The sequence below is a fragment of the Sulfitobacter sp. IGS-18 genome (assembly GCF_059628195.1).
This window is the reverse complement of sequence record NZ_CM184556.1, coordinates 1,559,559-1,576,133: the sequence shown is the minus strand read 5'-3', so window position 1 is coordinate 1,576,133 and position 16,575 is coordinate 1,559,559. Positions and strand designations below refer to the sequence as shown.

At 63.3% G+C, this 16,575-nt stretch carries 18 protein-coding genes; 5 read left to right on the top strand and 13 right to left on the bottom strand.

Going from position 1 to position 16,575, the window contains the following annotated elements; genetic code table 11:
- The first annotated feature begins 56 nt into the window (after nucleotides 1-56).
- The gene (locus tag ACWNZ3_RS07545; protein WP_496901720.1) at nucleotides 57-1,292 is read left to right on the top strand and encodes a peptidoglycan DD-metalloendopeptidase family protein; all 1,236 of its coding nucleotides are present in this window, start codon (nucleotides 57-59) and stop codon (nucleotides 1,290-1,292) included.
- Nucleotides 1,293-1,437: 145 nt separating this feature from the next.
- Nucleotides 1,438-2,466, top strand: coding sequence for a Hint domain-containing protein (locus tag ACWNZ3_RS07540; protein WP_496901719.1), 1,029 nt, complete (start codon nucleotides 1,438-1,440; stop codon nucleotides 2,464-2,466).
- 2 nt (nucleotides 2,467-2,468) lie between these two features.
- Here ACWNZ3_RS07540 and ACWNZ3_RS07535 read toward each other — a convergent pair whose 3' ends face one another.
- The 4 genes from ACWNZ3_RS07535 to tatA are packed head-to-tail and all read right to left on the bottom strand — an operon-like array spanning nucleotide 2,469 to nucleotide 5,125.
- Nucleotides 2,469-3,311, bottom strand: a complete 843-nt coding sequence (locus tag ACWNZ3_RS07535; protein ID WP_114273350.1) for an ATP-binding protein — start codon at nucleotides 3,309-3,311, stop codon at nucleotides 2,469-2,471.
- Nucleotides 3,308-4,216, bottom strand: coding sequence for a twin-arginine translocase subunit TatC (gene tatC / locus ACWNZ3_RS07530; RefSeq protein ID WP_269366989.1), 909 nt, complete (start codon nucleotides 4,214-4,216; stop codon nucleotides 3,308-3,310). The genes ACWNZ3_RS07535 and tatC overlap by 4 nt, the downstream gene beginning before the upstream one ends.
- A gap of 3 nt (nucleotides 4,217-4,219) precedes the next feature.
- A complete protein-coding gene (gene tatB, locus ACWNZ3_RS07525; RefSeq protein WP_496901718.1) occupies nucleotides 4,220-4,855 on the bottom strand; it encodes a Sec-independent protein translocase protein TatB in 636 nt (211 codons plus the stop codon).
- A 6-nt stretch (nucleotides 4,856-4,861) separates the two neighbouring features.
- Entirely contained in the window at nucleotides 4,862-5,125 is a 264-nt protein-coding gene (tatA, locus tag ACWNZ3_RS07520; RefSeq protein WP_269366993.1) for a twin-arginine translocase TatA/TatE family subunit, read from the bottom strand.
- Between the two features lie 212 nt (nucleotides 5,126-5,337).
- Here tatA and ACWNZ3_RS07515 point away from each other — a divergent pair, with 212 nt between their 5' ends.
- The gene (locus ACWNZ3_RS07515; RefSeq protein ID WP_274575376.1) at nucleotides 5,338-5,646 is read left to right on the top strand and encodes a hypothetical protein; all 309 of its coding nucleotides are present in this window, start codon (nucleotides 5,338-5,340) and stop codon (nucleotides 5,644-5,646) included.
- Between the two features lie 21 nt (nucleotides 5,647-5,667).
- A complete protein-coding gene (locus ACWNZ3_RS07510) occupies nucleotides 5,668-6,333 on the top strand; it encodes a helix-turn-helix transcriptional regulator (protein WP_114273354.1) in 666 nt (221 codons plus the stop codon).
- A gap of 91 nt (nucleotides 6,334-6,424) precedes the next feature.
- Here ACWNZ3_RS07510 and ACWNZ3_RS07505 read toward each other — a convergent pair whose 3' ends face one another.
- The 7 genes from ACWNZ3_RS07505 to ACWNZ3_RS07475 all read right to left on the bottom strand — a co-directional run bounded on the left by ACWNZ3_RS07505 (nucleotide 6,425) and on the right by ACWNZ3_RS07475 (nucleotide 12,026).
- Entirely contained in the window at nucleotides 6,425-6,784 is a 360-nt protein-coding gene (locus ACWNZ3_RS07505) for a Lin0512 family protein (RefSeq protein WP_496901717.1), read from the bottom strand.
- Nucleotides 6,777-7,130: a Lin0512 family protein gene (locus ACWNZ3_RS07500; RefSeq protein ID WP_496901716.1), complete on the bottom strand. Its 354-nt coding sequence runs from the start codon at nucleotides 7,128-7,130 to the stop codon at nucleotides 6,777-6,779. The genes ACWNZ3_RS07505 and ACWNZ3_RS07500 overlap by 8 nt, the downstream gene beginning before the upstream one ends.
- Entirely contained in the window at nucleotides 7,123-8,223 is a 1,101-nt protein-coding gene (locus ACWNZ3_RS07495) for an ABC transporter ATP-binding protein (RefSeq protein WP_496901715.1), read from the bottom strand. The genes ACWNZ3_RS07500 and ACWNZ3_RS07495 overlap by 8 nt, the downstream gene beginning before the upstream one ends.
- Nucleotides 8,224-8,256: 33 nt before the next feature.
- Entirely contained in the window at nucleotides 8,257-9,615 is a 1,359-nt protein-coding gene (locus ACWNZ3_RS07490; protein WP_496901714.1) for an SLC5/6 family protein, read from the bottom strand.
- A 103-nt stretch (nucleotides 9,616-9,718) separates the two neighbouring features.
- Nucleotides 9,719-10,843: a YhaZ family DNA alkylation repair protein gene (locus ACWNZ3_RS07485; RefSeq protein WP_496901713.1), complete on the bottom strand. Its 1,125-nt coding sequence runs from the start codon at nucleotides 10,841-10,843 to the stop codon at nucleotides 9,719-9,721.
- 2 nt (nucleotides 10,844-10,845) lie between these two features.
- Nucleotides 10,846-11,232, bottom strand: a complete 387-nt coding sequence (locus tag ACWNZ3_RS07480; protein ID WP_496901712.1) for a hypothetical protein — start codon at nucleotides 11,230-11,232, stop codon at nucleotides 10,846-10,848.
- A gap of 14 nt (nucleotides 11,233-11,246) precedes the next feature.
- Complete coding sequence (locus ACWNZ3_RS07475) at nucleotides 11,247-12,026, bottom strand: SDR family oxidoreductase (RefSeq protein WP_274575385.1); 780 nt, start codon at nucleotides 12,024-12,026, stop codon at nucleotides 11,247-11,249.
- Between the two features lie 139 nt (nucleotides 12,027-12,165).
- On the opposite strand from ACWNZ3_RS07475, the gene ACWNZ3_RS07470 reads away from it, so the two are divergent.
- Nucleotides 12,166-13,179, top strand: a complete 1,014-nt coding sequence (locus ACWNZ3_RS07470) for a Hint domain-containing protein (RefSeq protein ID WP_496901711.1) — start codon at nucleotides 12,166-12,168, stop codon at nucleotides 13,177-13,179.
- A gap of 77 nt (nucleotides 13,180-13,256) precedes the next feature.
- On the opposite strand, the gene ACWNZ3_RS07465 is transcribed toward ACWNZ3_RS07470, so the two are convergent.
- Both ACWNZ3_RS07465 and ACWNZ3_RS07460 read right to left on the bottom strand, forming a co-directional pair.
- Nucleotides 13,257-16,103, bottom strand: coding sequence for a calcium-binding protein (locus tag ACWNZ3_RS07465; RefSeq protein WP_496901710.1), 2,847 nt, complete (start codon nucleotides 16,101-16,103; stop codon nucleotides 13,257-13,259).
- Between the two features lie 180 nt (nucleotides 16,104-16,283).
- Nucleotides 16,284-16,553: a hypothetical protein gene (locus tag ACWNZ3_RS07460; protein ID WP_114273363.1), complete on the bottom strand. Its 270-nt coding sequence runs from the start codon at nucleotides 16,551-16,553 to the stop codon at nucleotides 16,284-16,286.
- Nucleotides 16,554-16,575: the final 22 nt, after the last annotated feature.

The window sequence follows — 16,575 nt, the reverse complement described above, 5'->3', positions numbered from 1 at the left end:
TATAAGTGCGGCAAATCCCCGGGATTACACGGGGGAGGATACATGAGGACATGCAGATGCGTCATTCATTCATGCGCCGCCCCGTGCGGCTGAGCTTTCTGGCCGGGTCCAGCGCCCTGTTGCTGAGCGCCTGTGCGGACCAGCCACTGGACTTTGACCTGCGCGGGAATCTGGGCAGTTTCACCACGGCACAGGCCGCGACAGCCCCCCTTGCGGACCGGCCCAGCCCGGACAGCCGCGGTGTGATTTCATATCCGAATTATCAGGTCGCGGTGGCCCGGCGCGGCGACACGCTGGCCGATGTGGCCGCGCGCGTGGGGGCCAGCACCTCGCAACTGGCCAGCTACAATGGCATCGACCCCACGGTGCGCCTGCGCAAGGACGAGATCATCGCCCTGCCCAACCGCGTTGCAGAACCATCCGCAGCAACCGGTGCCGCGTCGGGGCGGCCGGTCGATATCTCTTCGCTGGCAGGCGGCGCGATTGACCGCGCGCCTTCGGCACCCGGCGTCCAGACCGCGACGCTTGCACCGGCCTCCCCCGCTCCGGCGGCCACCGCGCAATCCGCCCGGGAACCGATCCGCCACCGCGTTGAACGGGGCGAGACGGCCTATACCGTGGCACGGCTCTATTCCGTTCCGGTCAAGGCGCTGGCAGAATGGAACGGGCTGGGTCCGGATTTCGCGGTGCGCGAAGGTCAGTTCCTGCTGATCCCCGTCCCGCAACAGAATCCGCCAAAACGCAGCACCGCCGGTACTGCAACCCCGGCAGCCGTTCCGGCGCCCGAGACCACCACATTGCCCGGCCAGGGCAGCCCGACACCGACGCCGCCATCCGCCAAGACGGCCCTGCCCGAAGATGACACCGCCAAGCCGCTGCCGCCTGCCGCCACACCGCAAAAGCCAGTCGCGGATGTTGGCAAGACAACCGCCAGCACCTCCAAGGCCAAGATGGCGACCCCGGTTCAGGGCAGCATCATCCGCGGCTATGCCAAGGGCAAGAATGAAGGCATCAACATCAAGGCCGCGGCGGGTGCGCCGGTCATGGCCGCCGATTCAGGCACCGTGGCCGCCATCACCAAAAGCGCCGAAGGCGTGCCGATTGTCGTGGTCCGCCACGAGGGCAACCTGCTGACGGTCTATGCCAATGTGGCCGGCGTCAGCGTCGCAAAGGGCGACAATGTGGCGCGTGGCCAGCAGATCGCCAAGCTGCGCGGCGGTGATGATGCCTATGTTCATTTCGAAGTTCGCAAGGGTTTTGAGAGTGTTGACCCGGCCCCCTACCTGAACTGACCGGCCTGCCGCGCGCCTTTCGGCGCGCGGAAAAACACCTCTGAAATGTCCCGTATTTGCCTTAAATGCCCGGCTTCTGCCGCAAGGCTGCCGCGTTGCGGTATTAGAAACAATCCAACGCAAATTGTTGCGATTGGATATTCCGATGCCCGTCCACTACGGCTACACGAACACGATCTACGGCACCCAGAGCACGATCAACGGCTCCGCGCATAACTATGCCTTTGCGCCGCCTGCAGGCTCTACCTGGCGCTACACCGGGCCGGACACCTATTTTGTGGTCGACGAGAACACCGGCGCAACCCAGTTCAACGGCGACCCCACGAACGAGGTTGTTTCCCCCCAGGAGCGGATCGGCGGATTTGGCCAGCAGACCACAGATGTCGGCGGCACCCCCCGGCAGGTGATCTACGATTATACCTTTACCGTGACCGATGGCACGACAACCTGGCGCGTGGCGGTCATTGATGTCGACCTGAACAACGACAACGATCTGGACGATGCGAACGAGGACGGCTTTTACCTGGTCTTTCCCGACGGCATGCCGCCAGCCGATACCAACCTCACCGCCAGCGGGATCACCGACAACAGCGACCTGATCCCGCACAGCAGCCTTGGCGCCAGCGTGGTATGCTTTGCCAGCGGCACCCTGATCGAAACGGCAAAAGGCCCCGTCGCGGTCGAAGCGCTCTGCCCCGGCCAGCTTGCCCTGACCCGTGACGGCGGGCTGCAACCCATCGCCTGGATCGGCTCGACCACGGTGGCGGCGCTGGGGGACCTGGCCCCGATCGTGATCAGCAAAGGCATATTGGGCAACACCCGCGATCTGGTTCTGTCGCCCCAGCATGCCATCCTGTTGCAGGACTGGCGGGCCGAGCTTCTGTTCGGGCAGGAGGAAGTGCTCGTGCGGGCCAGGGATCTGATCGGCCATGACGGTGTCTACCGGCGTCCCGGCGGCATCGTGACCTATCACCACATCCTGCTCAAAGCGCATCACCTGCTGCGGTCCGAAGGGTTGTGGACCGAAAGCCTCTATCCCGGCGACATGACCCTGCAGGCGGTCAACGACACTGCGGGTGCGGAGATCAGAAAGCTGTTTCCCGACCTTGCAGCATATGGCCCCAAGGCCGCCCCCTGCCTGCGCACCTATGAAGCCGGTCTGCTGGCAACCTGAACTCAGGCGACCCGCACGCCCTTGCGGCCCGCGAGGTCGATAAAGTACTGCCAGGCCACCCGGCCCGAACGGGACCCGCGCGTGGCCTGCCATTCGACCGCCTCGGCGCGCAGGGTTTCCGCATCGATCCTGACCCCGTAGGCATCGCAATAGCCCCGGATCATCGCCAGGTATTGATCCTGGTCGCAGGCGTGGAAACCAAGCCAGAGGCCAAAACGGTCCGACAGGGAAACCTTTTCCTCGACCGCCTCCGCCGGGTTGATGGCGCTGCCGCGTTCGTTTTCGATCATGTCCCGCGGCATCAGGTGGCGGCGGTTGGAGGTGGCGTAAAGCACCACATTGTCGGGCCGCCCTTCGATTCCGCCATCCAGCACCGCCTTGAGCGACTTGTAATGGGCATCGTCATGGCCAAAGCTGAGGTCGTCGCAGAACAGGATGAACCGTTGCGACGCGCCGCGCAGCAGGTTCAGCAGACGCCCCACCGAGGGCAGATCCTCGCGTTGCAACTCAACCATGCGCAGCGCCTCATGTGATGCATGAACATCGGCGTGTATCGCCTTTACAAGACTGGATTTTCCCATGCCCCGCGCACCCCAGAGCAGGGCGTTGTTCGCAGGCAGGCCGGCCGCGAACTGGCGGGTGTTCGCCAGCAGGGTATCGCGCGACCGGTCCACGCCGATCAGCAGGTTCAAGGGCACGCGGGAGACATGCTCCACCGGTTCCAGCCGGTCAGGCCCGGTGTGCCAGACAAAGGCCGCAGCCGCGTCGAAATCGGGTGTCGGCAGGGGCGCCGGTGCCATGCGTTCCAGCGCCGCCGCGATACGGTCAAGCGGGTCGTCTATCACTTCAGATCGCCCTCATCGTCTTCGGGATCCTGGTCAAATTCCCTGACCAGCGGATCTTCTTCGACGTCGTCGTCGTAATAGCCATCCGCGCGCAATTGTGCCTCGCGCTTGGCCTCTACCCGGCTGACAAGGAAGATCGACACTTCATAAAGCCCATAGACCACGACAAAGAGGATCAGCTGCGTCACCACATCCGGTGGCGTCACCAGAGCCGCCAGCAGCAGGATGCCCACAACCGCGTATTTGCGCACGTTGCGCAGCCCCTCGGTGCTGACCAGCCCGGCCTTGCCCATCAGGGTCAGCAGGACGGGAAGCTGAAAGCACAAGCCAAAGGCCACGATCATTTTCAGCGTGATATCAAGGCTTTCGTTGACCTTGCCGTTAAAGACGATGTCGATGCCCGACTTGCGCGCATCGCCGTCGACCACCATGGCGGTCAGATAGGAAGCAGCATCAGAGAAGCCCAGGAAGAACTGCATCGCCAGCGGCACCACCACGTAATGCGCAAAGGCCGCCCCCAGCAGGAACAGCGCGGGCGAGGCAATGAGGAACGGCAGGAAGGCGTTCTTTTCGTTCTTGTAGAGGCCCGGCGCCACGAAACGCCACAATTGGGTGGCGATCACCGGAAAGCTGATTGCAAGCCCGCCCACCATCGAGATGCGGATCAGGGTAAAGAAATACTCCTGCGGGGCGGTGTATTGCATCACCGGGTTCGGATTGCCCAGGTTGCGCATCGTGTGCTCGATCGGCACCAGCAGGAAATCGAGGATCGTGCTGCCGAAGGAAAAGCAGATGATCATGCCCACGATAAAGGCCAGCACGGACCGGATCAGCCGGGTCCGCAGCTCTGCCAGATGTTCGATCAGCGGCGCTGCGCTGTCGTCGATATCGTCGGTGGCGCTCATGGCTTACTCTTTTTTGGCCGCTGTAGCGGCGGGCTTGGCCGCCGGTTTCTTCGCGGCGGGCTTCCTGGCGGCGGGTTTCGCGGCAGGTTTGGCTGCCGTTTTTGTCGCGGCCGGCTTTTTGGCGGGTGTTTTCCGGGCCGGGGCCTTTTTCGCAGGTGCCTTCTGTGCGGCCGGCTTGGCGGCTTCCGCCCTGGGGGCGGCCGGGGCGGTCTCGGCTTCCAGCGCATCGGCGCGGGCCAGGGCCTCTGTCGCCTCGCGCTGCTTGCGTTCGGCGGCGGCGCGGGCGGTCTTGGCCTGAATTTTCTTCACATCCTCGGCCCGTTGCGCGGCCAGCTTGCCGGTTTCGCTGTCGGGGTCGATGTCAGCGAGCGATTTGGTCGCCGATTTGACGCCATCCATCGCCGCTCCCAGCGGGTTTGTCGCCGCCTTGAGAGAGGTGTTCAGGTTCGACGAGATTTCGCGCATGCCGCTGCTGTCGGCCGCGTCGTTCATCGCTGTGGTGAATTCGCGCGCCATGCCCTTGGCCTTGCCCACGAACTGCCCCACCTTGCGGAACAACACCGGCAGGTCCTTGGGGCCCACGACGATCAGCGCCACGATGCCCACGACCAACAGCTCGGTCCAGCTCATATCGAACATGGGTGATTACACCTTGTTCTTTTTCGCGCCCTTGTCGGCAACCTTGTCCGTCTTGGGATGCGTGCCGGTGTCGCTGTGGCTGGGCAGGTCCGCGCCATCCAGGTCTTCGACCTGCGTCATCTCGGTCTCGCCTTCGCTGACGCCTTTCTTGAAGCTGGTGATGCCCTTGCCGACTTCACCCATCAGGCTGGAGATCTTGCCGCGCCCGAAAAGCACCAGCACAACCACCGCAATCAGCAAAAGGCCCGGCAGGCCAATATTGTTCAACATCTCGATTCTCCCATCTAAACCGTGGTGCCCCGGAAAGGGGCCATTTGTTCCTGTCTACCGCCCGGCGCAGGCGCCATGAAGGGTGAAAGCGGTACACGGATGCCGCCGGGCCTGCAGAATTGCTCTTTTTCACAGGCGCGGCACCTCAACTGACAGGTTTATGTCAGTTGGACCCTGTCATAGGCAAGCTGTCAATCACCAAGGAGAGCAAGATGACACAAGAACACGTGAGCGAAATCGTTACATTCCGGCTGATCCCCGGCAGCGATGCGGCGGCCTTTACCAGGGCGGCGGCGGATCTGGCCCCGTTTATCGAACGCAGCGGCGGAATGATACGCCGCACCCTGTCGGTGGATGAAACCGGGCTCTGGACCGATCATGTCATCTGGGAGGACATGGCCGCCGCCCAGCGTGCGGCGCAGGGGATTTCCAAGGCCCCGGAGGCAGCGGCGCTGATGGCGATGATTGCCCCCGGCGAGGTTCAGATGCGGCATGCAAGGATCACCTTGCAGCAGCCCTGACGCGGTGTCAGTTTAGGCCCGATGCGCCGCACGGACCGCCTTTTTGATATCATCCAGATCCTGCGCGACGGGCGGTTGCACCGCGCGCAGGACATCGCCCGCAGGCTTGAGGTGTCAACCCGCACGATCTATCGCGATATGGATACGCTGGTGGCCTCCGGCGTGCCGGTGGCAGGCGAACGCGGCGTCGGCTACATGATCACCGAGGCCATCACCCTGCCGCCGCTCACCCTGACCCCGGCCGAGCTGGAGGCGCTGAACCTTGGCATTGCCGTGGCCACGCAGATTGCCGATGCCGAATTGCAGGCGGCGGCCCTGACCCTAGCAGACAAGATCGACGCGGTGCTGCCGACCCAGACCATCGCCGAGGCGGACGCCTGGAAATTCGCCGTCTACCCCTTTGCCGATGCGACCCATAATTTCACCCATATGCCCGTGGTGCGCGCGGCGATCAAGGCGCGGCAAAAGCTGCGGCTGGTCTATACCTCCAAGGAGGCGATGGTCACCACCCGAACCGTGCGTCCGCTGCATATGGAATACTGGGGCCGCGTCTGGACCCTGACCGCCTGGTGCGAGTTGCGCGAGGGGTTCCGGGTCTTCCGGCTCGACCTGATCGAAAGCGCGGAGGCCCTGCCGGAGTTGTTCGTGGACGAGCCGGGCAAGCGGTTGAAAGATTACGAGCCTTGATCCGCACCGCGCGCGCCGCCGGAGTTTTCGAAAACTCCGGTCCGTTTTCTTTGAAGAAAACGGCATCGCGCGGTTGTAGCCGGCCGCCGGATCATCCCTTCAGCCGCCAGACCCCGATCTGATCCGGCAGAAACGCCTCCACGCTGGCCTGGGCCATGACGATGGTTTCACCGCCCGCAGGCACGTTCAGCCCGCCAAAGACTGCGCGCACCTCTGCCCGGCCGCGTGGCAGTTTGGCGGTCAGCGCGTCGACATCCACCTTGTCCGGCTCCTGCACGGCAACCGTGACCTGCACGCGCATCTCTTCATGCGAGAGCCCCGTCACCGCAAACAGGGGCAGCGAGGAATGGCGCAGCGCGTCCTCGATCGCTCTGGCGCAGGCCTTGGTGTAATCCATGCCGTGCAGGTCGTTGCCCATGCCCATTTCGATGATCACGCGTTGCTCAGCCATCGGCCCGCTCCATGTCAAAGGCGACGGAGAGGGCGACATTCGCCATGATCGTCGGATGGCCATCCCCCTCGGGGCGCGGCACGTCCAGCCCTCCGCGGTGCAGGTTCACCGTGACATGGCCATAGGGAAAGACCGCGCGCAGCGCCCCGGCGTCCACCTTGTCGGGCTGCTGGACGCCCACATCAAGGTTGATGCGCATGTCCTTCTTGTCAAAGCCGAAAAGCTCGGCGAGGTTGATCGAATTGTGCCACAGGGCATCGCGGACCGCGCGGGTCGCGGCCTGGGTGTAATCGCCCCGGCGCAGGGAGGACCCCATGCCGAATTCCACCATCAATGTTTCAGGCATTGCGCCCTCCTGTCACCGGGAAAACAAAACATCTGTCGCGGCGCACCGTCAGCCACATCACCGCCCCCGGCTGCGGCAGGAAGACATTGGGCACCGTCGCCTTCAGCCGCAGCCCGCTGTCGTCCAGCACAAATTCCACCAGTGATTCATTGCCCATGAAACGGGCGCGTTCGACCACGGCGCGCGCGGCGGTGCCATCCGTCGCGGTGGGGCGCGGCCCCTGGCCCGCGCGGTCAAAGTCGATGCGCAGGTGCTGGGGGCGAAAGACGATGTCCACATCGGTGCCATCCGGCACACCGGGGGCCAGGAACTGGCCAAAGGGCGTATCGGCCAGCGCCCCTTCGACCCGTGCGTGCAGCATGTTGGCGTCAGAGAAGACCGCGACCGCCGCGCGGTCCACGGGGCGGGTATAGACGTTGTAGGGCGCGCCCTGCATCACGATCCGACCGCTGCGCATCAGCGCGATTTCATCGGCCATGCGCATCGCCTCGTCCGGCTCATGGGTGACCAGCAGAACGGCGGTGTCCTCTTCCTTGAGGATGCCCAGCGTTTCATCGCGGATGCCGTCGCGCAGCCGGTTGTCGAGACCGGAAAAGGGTTCGTCCATCAGCATGATGCGCGGCCGCGGTGCCAGGGCGCGGGCCAGCGCCACGCGCTGCTGTTCGCCACCCGACAATTGATGCGGAAAACCGTCGATGTAGCGTTTGAGGTCCACGCGCTCCAGCAGTTCCTCGATCCGGGCACGTTTCTCGGCGCGGGTGCCCTTTTTCAGGCCAAAGCCCACGTTGTCGGCCACGCTGAGGTGGGGAAACAGGGCAAAGTCCTGAAACATCAGCCCGATTTCCCGCCGCTCGGGCGGCACGCGGAAGGTGGTGTCGCAGATCAGCTTGCCATCCACATGGATCGTGCCGCTGTCCTGCATTTCCACCCCTGCAATCATCCGCAGCGTCGTGGACTTGCCGCAGCCCGACGGACCCAGCAGGCAGGTCACCTGCCCCGGCATGATCTTCAGGGAGACGCCATCAACCACCGGACGGCCATCATAGGACCGTTTGAGGTCTTTGATTTCGAGGCGGGGAACTTCGGCAGTCATGGGTATCCGATTAAATCACTCGGAGATCAGCTATCAGCCCCGCCGGGTCCCCGCAAGCACCGCAGCAAAGCCCATCGCCAGAACGCACAGGCAAATGATCAAAAGCTGCTCGTATTTGTGACCCTCCGGCAGCAGCGCGGCAAAGACAGGCCAGCCCCGGCCAAGATAGGCCAGCGCGCCCAGCATCGCGGCGCCAAATGCCAGAAGGTACGACCAGCGCGCGACCCTGCGGCCCCCGACCAGCGCCACCGCCAGCACCGGGGTCAGGAACATCGACGCGGTGCCGGATACAGCGACGGCATCGAACAGGGTGGCATTGCCCCAAAGCGTCAGCAGCGTGCCTGCCACCATGAAGCCCACCATCACAATGCGCCCGCCCGACAGGCTGCGCGGGGCGATGCGCCATTCCTCGACCATCAGCCGCGCGGCCGAGGCAAGGGCGGAATCCAGCGTGCTGAGCGCGGAGACCAGAAGCGAGATCATCAGTGCCACAAAGACCCAAGGGGGAAACATCACCCCCCAGGTGCCGATCAGCTCGCCCTCATAGGCCGCGCCGGTCAGCCCCGCCTGAATGCCGAAAAAGCCGAAGCCGATGATGCAAAGGGTCGATATCCAGAAGGCATGCAGAAAGGAGGCCCTGGTTGTGGCCTCATCCGCGATAAAGCCACGGTCCATCATCACCGGGTCATGCGCCGGGTAGGAAAAGACCTGCAGCAGCGCGACCGCCAGCAGCACCCAGCCGTTCCAGGGGACGGAGGTGCCGGGCGCCGTCAGCACCGCAGCGAAGGAGAACTCCGGCCCGGTCACAAGCGCCAGAAAGGCCGCGCCAAAGACCGCGAGAAAGACACACATCTGTACCACATCGGTGCGCAGGGCCGCCGACAGCCCGCCCCATGCGGAATAGGCCAGCCCCAGCACCGCGACGACCAGGATCGCCGTGGTGCCGCTGCCTGCGAGTACCGCATCAAAGATCAGGCCAACCACAAGCAGGTTGGCAAAGACTTCGGACAAGAGCCGCAGCGCCACGACCAGATTGTAACAGGCGGTGCCGCTGCTGCCGAACCTGTCGCCCAGCCAGTCCTGCATCGACCGCGCCCCGTCGCGGCGCAGGCGCGCGACGATGAAACCGCCGGTCAGGAAGGATCCGTAATAGGCGGCATAGGCCAGCGTGCCCGCGATGCCATAGTAATATCCCAGGATCGCGGCGTTCATCAGTGAGCGGGCGAAAATCCAGGTGGTGACCTGGCTCAATACCAGCACCCAGAGGCCCGGTGCGCCACCGCTGGCGGTCTTGCCGCCAAAGAATCCTTCGACACTGGCGCGCCGGGGAGCGGCCAGAAGACTGGCCAGAAGAAGCGCCGCAAAAAGGGCAATGAGGAGGCTGGATTGCATGAGAGGCGTCCCGATCTGTTCTGTTCCGGGTCAAGTCGTAAATCAGCCACAGCGGCAGGGCGAGACAGCACGACCCAGCTATCCGAAATGTGATGAGCTGCGGTCAGGCAGCAGTCAGATCGAACTGCGCCTCCGCCACGTCCACCCCGTTGACCTGCACGATGATCCCATGCTTGCCGGGATGAAGGGTAAAGGTTGTGGCATCGCCCTTGAGCTTATGGGATTTGCGCAGGCTCAGCTTTTGTCCCGCCGCGATCTGCGTCGCTTTCAGCTTGAAGACCTTTTCCGCCTCCTTGCCGCCGGGCCGGGCAAAGCGCAGGCGGTAGTCCACCATCACCGGCAGGTCCTGCGGGGCCTCCAGTTGCAGCGAGAAGGCCAGCGCGCCGCCAATGGCGACGCTTTGCGCCTCAAGCGTCAGCTGTGCGGTCACCGGCACATCGCGGCGGTAGCCCAACAGGTCAAGGGCAGCCGCATCGCCCTGTTTGATCAGGGTGCGCAGGGCGTGGCGGGTCATCCAGGCCAGTTCCTTGCCATCCTGCCGGGCCGATTTTCCCCAGCCGCGCAACAGGTTCACCACCCGGTCCGGTTCCTTTTTCGCGATATCATTCAGGTGGTTGGCCACCGATCTTGAGACATAACGCGTCGGGTCGGCATGCAGCCTGTCCAGCAGCGGCAGGGTCTGATCGCTGGTCAGGGTCACGGCCCGCGCCCAGGGCAGGCGCGGCCTTGTGCCCTCGCTGACCAGACGGCGCACGTGATAATTGTCATCCTCCACCCAGTGCGAAAGCCGGGCCAGCGTTTGCTCGGGCCAGCGGTTCAGGAAGGGGCGGATGTAGTATTCCATCGAAAACCGCCGGGTGGCGGCATGGATCAGGTCCAGCGCGCGCTCGCGGTGATTCTCCAGCCCGTGGCGCACCGCCAGTATCCCCGGCACCGCATGGATGAAGCGGCCAAAGTCGTCGTCGCGCAGCGTCGGGTCCAGCGGCGGCGGCATCATCGCCTCCAGCTGCTCCGCCATGGTCGAAAAATCGGCGGCCAGATGCGGTTCAAGGCAATCGGCGATCCAGTCGAGCCGCTCCATCAAGGCGCGCTCGGGGAAACCGGCCAGGGTTTCCTGCTGAAAACGCGCCGCGTCGAATCCCGGCAGGCCGGCGGCATATTCCTCCGCCATCTCCCCGATGCTTTCCGCGTTGAACAGGTGATCTTTCAGCGAAAAAGGTTCTGCCATGGTTACAACCCCATGCCGCAGGTGCGGGTGATCGGGACCAGATCACGGTTCAGGCGAATGCCCGCATCGCGATGGATCCGGGCGGCCAGACCGCCGAATTCACCCGCAGAACCGAGCCGGGCAGCCTCACTTACCGTCTTTTCGACGGCGCGGACGTAGGTCTCAGCGGTCTTACGGCCCCGCCTGTGCTCAAGTTCGCGCAGGGCACAGGCCGAGGCGGCGCGGCGCGCCGGGTTCCACCGCGCACCGGCGGGATCAGCACCCATCACCGTGAGCATCCGCGCGTCGATCGCCCCCTGCGCGGCTTCAAGCCGTGGCAGAAGTTCATCCGCCCCAAGGGGCAGCGCCGCCACGCAGAGCGCGGCGGCACAAAGGACAGGTCTGAACATCCGCCAGGCTCCGCTCACATTGTGAGATTGGTGGCCCCGCCGTCCAGCAGCAGGTTCTGGCCCACGATAAAGCCCGCGTGCTGCGAACACAGGAAGGCACAGGCCGCGCCAAATTCCTGCCGGGTGCCATAACGCCCCGCCGGAATGCCCGAGGCACGCTCCTTGCGGGCTTCCTCCAGCGTGATGCCCTTGGCCTTGACCACACCTGCGTCGAGCGAATCCGCCCGGTCGGTGGCGTGGATGCCCGGCAACAGGTTGTTGATCGTCACACCCGAGCCCGCGACCTGCCGCGAGGTGCCCGCGACATAGCCGGTCAGCCCGGTGCGGGCCGAGTTCGACAGGCCGAGCACACCGATGGGCGCGCGCACGGATTGCGAGGTGATGTTGACCACCCTGCCCCAGCCCCGGTCCATCATGCCCGGCACCAGCGCCTTGATCAGGGCGATGGGGGCCAGCATGTTGGCGTCCAGCGCCGCGATGAAATCGGAGCGGTCCCAGTCCTTCCACATGCCGGGGGGCGGGCCGCCAGCGTTATTGACCAGAATGTCGATCTCTCCGGCGGCGTCGATCAGGGTTTTCTGCCCTTCCTCGGTCGAGACATCGGCCGCGACGGTGGTGACCGACACGCCGTAGGTGCTGCGCAGCCGCTCTGCCGCCGCCTCCAGCGCCTCGGCGCCGCGTGCGTTCATCACCAGGTTCACACCGGCCTCTGCCAGTGCCTCGGCACAGCCCAGCCCCAGCCCCTTTGACGACGCGCAGACAAGTGCGGTTTTTCCCCTGATCCCCAGATCCATTTGCGATTCCTCCTGATTGGTTGTCAAAGACCTAACATGCCCCGCCGGGGATGCCAGCAAAACACCGCGCGCTTGACCCAAGTGCGACACAATTCTAGCGTAATCCGCTGACCAGATTTCCAATTGACCCGAGGTTCCGATGGCCCGTTCACGCCCTGCTCCTGCCCAGTCCGCCACGGTTTTCAGGGCCAGCGACATCCGGGCGACAGATGGGGCAAATATGGGCGATACCCTGTCCTTTGCCGCCGAACTGGTGCTGGATGATATCTATGAGCTGCCCTATGGCGTGGCGCCCCTGCGGTTGGCCCTGCTGCCTTCCATGAGCAACCGGTTCACGGTGGCCGAGGACAGCGAAACCGGCACGCCCGGTTCGGCGCTTCATCTGGACAGCGCGCTGATGTTCATGTCGCCTGACGGCCAGACCCAGGAGGCGCTGTTGCTGGTGGAGGTGGATCAGGACGGATCGGCGGTGGAAATCTATCTCTTGCCGATGGCACAATTGCTGCCGCAGGTGGAATACCGTCTGGTGGGCATCGACACCAAGACCCCGCGCCGCAAGTTCGCGCAGGTGGGATGCGTGTCCTTCACCCGCGGAACCCATATCACCCTGGCCAGCGGCGAACAGCGCCTGATCGAGGATCTGGTGGTCGGCGACCGGGTGCTGACCCGCGACGATGGCGTGCAGGCGGTGCGCTGGATCGGAGAGAGCACGGTGCGCGCGGTGGGCGATTTCGCCCCGATCCGCATTGCCGCCGGAACCCTGAACAACGAGAACGACCTGATTGTCAGCCCGGACCACCGCCTGTTCATCTACCAGCGCACCGATGAGGTGGGCGCGGGCCGCTCAGAGCTGCTGGTCAAGGCGCGGCATCTGGTGAACGGCTATACCGTCACCCTGCTGGACGGCGGTTTCGTGGATTATTTCCAGCTTTTGTTCGACAGCCACCAGATCATCTATGCCGAAGGGATCGCGGCCGAGACGATGCTGATCGACACGCGGACCCGGGCCATCCTGCCCGATGATCTGTCACAGGCCATGGGAGAGGTCATCCCCGGCCATTACGACCTGCCCCATGCCGGGCTGGACGTGAATGAAAAGCTGTTGAAACGCCCCGACGCCGCGGAACTGCTGCGCAAGGCCTCCACCCGCTGAGCACGTCGCGACGGACCGCCCCCCGCGCATGAAAAGGGGGCCGGTGACGGCCCCCTGTCGATGTTGCGGGATCGGGATCAGAAGATGAAGTCGGATGCATCCAGATCGTTGCGGTCAACCCCTTCCAGCAGGATGGTATTGCCACCGCCCGCATCGATCAGCACGTCCTGCCCGACCTGGGTCGCATGGTTGGTCAGCAGGTCGTTCAGGTCGCGGATCGAGGAGACAAGCCGCAGGTCGATCCGTTCAAAGACGTTGTTGGCGTCAAAATCCCGGATCGTATCCTGGCCGAAGCCGCCACCGAAATCGGCAAAGACAAAGGTGTCGGCGTTGAAGGCACCGACCAGCAGGTCGTTACCGGTGCCGCCGACGATGGTGTCGAAGCCGGCCCCGCCAGTGATCTCGTCGTCATCCGCCCCGCCATCGACAAGGTCATTGCCCTGACCGCCGAACAGCCGGTCATTGTCGCCCTGACCATAAAGCCGGTCATTGCCGAGCTGGCCAAAGAGCGCATCGGTCCCGAACCAGCCATAGGCCACATCGTCGTCGTCGCCGCCAAACAGACGGTCAAACCCGTTGCCGCCCAGCAGGGTATCTTCGCCCTGTTGGCCAAAGAGGTTGTCGGCCTGATTGCCCCCGTTCATGAAGTCATTGCCGGAACCGCCATACATCAGGTCGAAGCCGGCACCGCCATCCATGGTGTCATTGCCGGTGTCACCGAAAAGCAGGTCTTCCTGATTGCCGCCTTCGATCACGTCGTTACCGGCACCACCGCGCAGGGTGTCGTTGCCGTTGCCGCCATTGATGATGTCATTCCCGCCCGCAGCCGAAACTTCGTCGTTTCCGGCAAAGGCGCTGATGTCATCCGCGCTTTCGCTACCCACGATGAAATCGGAGGTTTCCTCGCCAAACAGGTACAACACGCCGCTGTCGTCGGGTGTTGTCACGTCATCGGCCAGGAAACCGTCGGACAGAAGGATCACCCACATGCCGCCAAAGTTGGCAATGCCCATGGCGTTGTAGTCCAGCCCGATCAGCGCCTGTGACCCGGCGGTCGAGTTGCTGAGATAGGCAAACACCTCTGCCGCCGTGGCACCGGGGTTCCAGGCCGCGAGGATCTGGGTCTGCGACAGGTCGATCCCCGCCGCATCGGCGATGCTGTCCAGCGCGTCCTGATAGCTTTGCCCGTTGGTCAGCATCTCGGCCCAGGTAGCCGCAGCAGCGGCAGAAGCCACGCCGAACGGCGCTTCGGCACGGTTGCCGATCCAGTCCACCGCGATCCGGTTGGCAAGGGCCGAGAGCGCCGCGTTGAACGCGTATTCGGTGCCATCGGTCCGTTGCTCGTTGATGTAATCGGCCAGATTGGCCTCTGGCGTCGTCACACCGTCACCGGGCCGCGTGCCCAGTTCCGCGGCAAAGACACCGATATCAAAGAGGTTCGCGGGATTGTCGATGGTGACATTCAGCGCCAGGTCGGCAGGTGCAACCACGGTGCCCTGATCGTTGATCTGATGGCCCTGGTTGATCCCGATCGACAGGTAATAGGCCAGTGCGCTGACCGCGGCACCGGAGTTCACCGCCTCGGCGGCATCGGCATAGGTGTCGAGATAGAAGTCGGCGTCAAAGATGTTGGCCGAAATGTCGACATCGCCCGCAACCTCATCAACCCCGATCAGATCACCCGGCAATGCGCCGCTGTTTTCGAGGTTCGCCTCGTTCAGCAGGTCATCGTACCAGCCGTTCGCCGCATTGCGCACAGAGTTGCTGAGCCCGAAGGTATAGATCAACCCGGTGACGAAGCCGCCCAGGACGCCCGCAATCGGTGTGCCGACAAATGAAACGCCGGCGGTGACGGCACCGGTCGCGGCCATGCCGGTGAACATGTCCACAATCTCGATAAAGGCCTGTCGGGGCGCGTCATTGGAATTGTAGACGTTGTCGATCCGGTTGCCGATGTCCAGCACCAGACCCAGAACGCCAAAGGCCTTGCCGATCTTGCCCAGGATACGTGCCGCGTCGTCGGCATTGTCCATGTTGTCGATGACAAGCTGGAAAATCTCGTATTTCTTGGCGTTGAAGTCAAAGACAAGCGCCCCGGCCACGCTGGCAAAGAGATCGTCGATCAGATCATCCTCGGGCAGGCGCGTCGGCGGGTTCACATCCACGATCACCGAATAGGGTTCGGCATCGGTATAGCCCGGCAGCGCGCTGAGCTGGATGACGTTCACCCCCTGCTCGAAGGTCACGGCCAGTTCGCGCACATCGTTCGGGTTGCTGTTCAGATAGACCCGGATCGTCGCGGTCAGCTGTTCGTTCGCGGTCAGGCGGATGTAATCCTGCGTGTCCACTTCGCTGACGGAATCGGAAAAGAAATATTCGGTATCCGCCTCGATCACGCCAAGGTCGCGGTCGACCCCTGCAGGCACGGTATCCAGCAGCTCGATGGTCGGCGGATCCAGATCCGCAATCGGATCGCCAAACACCACGGTATCGACGGAGAAGCCCGCGTCATCAAAGCTTTCGTCGATGGCGGCCACCGAGGCAATGCCGAGATCAGAGGCAAATTCGAAGGTCAGAACCCCAAGGCCGCTGTTATGCGCGACATGGATGACATTGCCCGCCGCATCGCGGAATTCGATACGGGTGCTGCCGACATTGTCGAAATAGCCGACATCCAGGCTGACGTAGTTTACCGGGTTTTCGAAATACAGGAACACCGGGCCACGGTAACTGGTATTGGCCGCAATGACCGGCGATTGAGGCTGGGCCCCGTCGCTGACGATCTGACCCACTGTCGTAACAGTGTTGTTGTCAAATTCAAATGTCGGGTTGGTCGTGAAGCGCGGTTGCTCTGAAAAGGTGATGGTGGTCAGGACCTCGGGCACTTCCGTGGTCGGATCCTCTGCAAGCTGAGTCTGGGGCATGGTTCTTCCTTAGGTCGTTAAAATATCTGTGTCAGTGCGAATGACGAAATGGATTGGCGGGTAATTCCGGGCGCGCGTGAAATTGGCCAGCTTTGGAAAGGCGCATGGCGCGGCGCTGCCGCAACAACAGGATGAAAAACTCCCCCCGAAACTTCTTGCACAAATGCAATTCCGGGAAGATCACATCCTGCGAAAAATCGCGGGAACTCCCCAGACAATAACCAACCCTATTACCCAGAACCCCGCAATCTTCAGCAACACCGAGGTCTGGGCATTCGACAAACCCTTTTCGCTCATCGCCGCAACGACAAGCAAAAGTCCCGAGGCCAAATACGCGAAAAGAACCAGCTTATCTGCAAAAAACTGCATCGCGGTTCCATCGGGAAAATAGACCGACAGGCACCTCAGTATTGCCAAAACGACCGCGCTGATCAAGAAAAAGTACAGCATAAGACATCTCCCCCCGAGAAAA

Bases quoted from the DNA above. Each gene is read 5' to 3' on its own strand.
- ACWNZ3_RS07485 (WP_496901713.1), bottom strand. From the start codon at position 10,843: ATGGCAGAACCTTTTTCGCTGAAAGATCACCTGTTCAACGCGGAAAGC.
- ACWNZ3_RS07500 (WP_496901716.1), bottom strand. From the start codon at position 7,130: ATGCCTGAAACATTGATGGTGGAATTCGGCATGGGGTCCTCCCTGCGC.
- ACWNZ3_RS07475 (WP_274575385.1), bottom strand. From the start codon at position 12,026: ATGGATCTGGGGATCAGGGGAAAAACCGCACTTGTCTGCGCGTCGTCA.
- ACWNZ3_RS07545 (WP_496901720.1), top strand. From the start codon at position 57: ATGCGTCATTCATTCATGCGCCGCCCCGTGCGGCTGAGCTTTCTGGCC.
- ACWNZ3_RS07480 (WP_496901712.1), bottom strand. From the start codon at position 11,232: ATGTTCAGACCTGTCCTTTGTGCCGCCGCGCTCTGCGTGGCGGCGCTG.
- tatC (WP_269366989.1), bottom strand. From the start codon at position 4,216: ATGAGCGCCACCGACGATATCGACGACAGCGCAGCGCCGCTGATCGAA.
- ACWNZ3_RS07495 (WP_496901715.1), bottom strand. From the start codon at position 8,223: ATGACTGCCGAAGTTCCCCGCCTCGAAATCAAAGACCTCAAACGGTCC.
- ACWNZ3_RS07510 (WP_114273354.1), top strand. From the start codon at position 5,668: ATGCGCCGCACGGACCGCCTTTTTGATATCATCCAGATCCTGCGCGAC.
- tatB (WP_496901718.1), bottom strand. From the start codon at position 4,855: ATGTTCGATATGAGCTGGACCGAGCTGTTGGTCGTGGGCATCGTGGCG.
- ACWNZ3_RS07540 (WP_496901719.1), top strand. From the start codon at position 1,438: ATGCCCGTCCACTACGGCTACACGAACACGATCTACGGCACCCAGAGC.
- ACWNZ3_RS07460 (WP_114273363.1), bottom strand. From the start codon at position 16,553: ATGCTGTACTTTTTCTTGATCAGCGCGGTCGTTTTGGCAATACTGAGG.
- tatA (WP_269366993.1), bottom strand. From the start codon at position 5,125: ATGTTGAACAATATTGGCCTGCCGGGCCTTTTGCTGATTGCGGTGGTT.
- ACWNZ3_RS07490 (WP_496901714.1), bottom strand. From the start codon at position 9,615: ATGCAATCCAGCCTCCTCATTGCCCTTTTTGCGGCGCTTCTTCTGGCC.
- ACWNZ3_RS07470 (WP_496901711.1), top strand. From the start codon at position 12,166: ATGGCCCGTTCACGCCCTGCTCCTGCCCAGTCCGCCACGGTTTTCAGG.
- ACWNZ3_RS07515 (WP_274575376.1), top strand. From the start codon at position 5,338: ATGACACAAGAACACGTGAGCGAAATCGTTACATTCCGGCTGATCCCC.
- ACWNZ3_RS07505 (WP_496901717.1), bottom strand. From the start codon at position 6,784: ATGGCTGAGCAACGCGTGATCATCGAAATGGGCATGGGCAACGACCTG.
- ACWNZ3_RS07465 (WP_496901710.1), bottom strand. From the start codon at position 16,103: ATGCCCCAGACTCAGCTTGCAGAGGATCCGACCACGGAAGTGCCCGAG.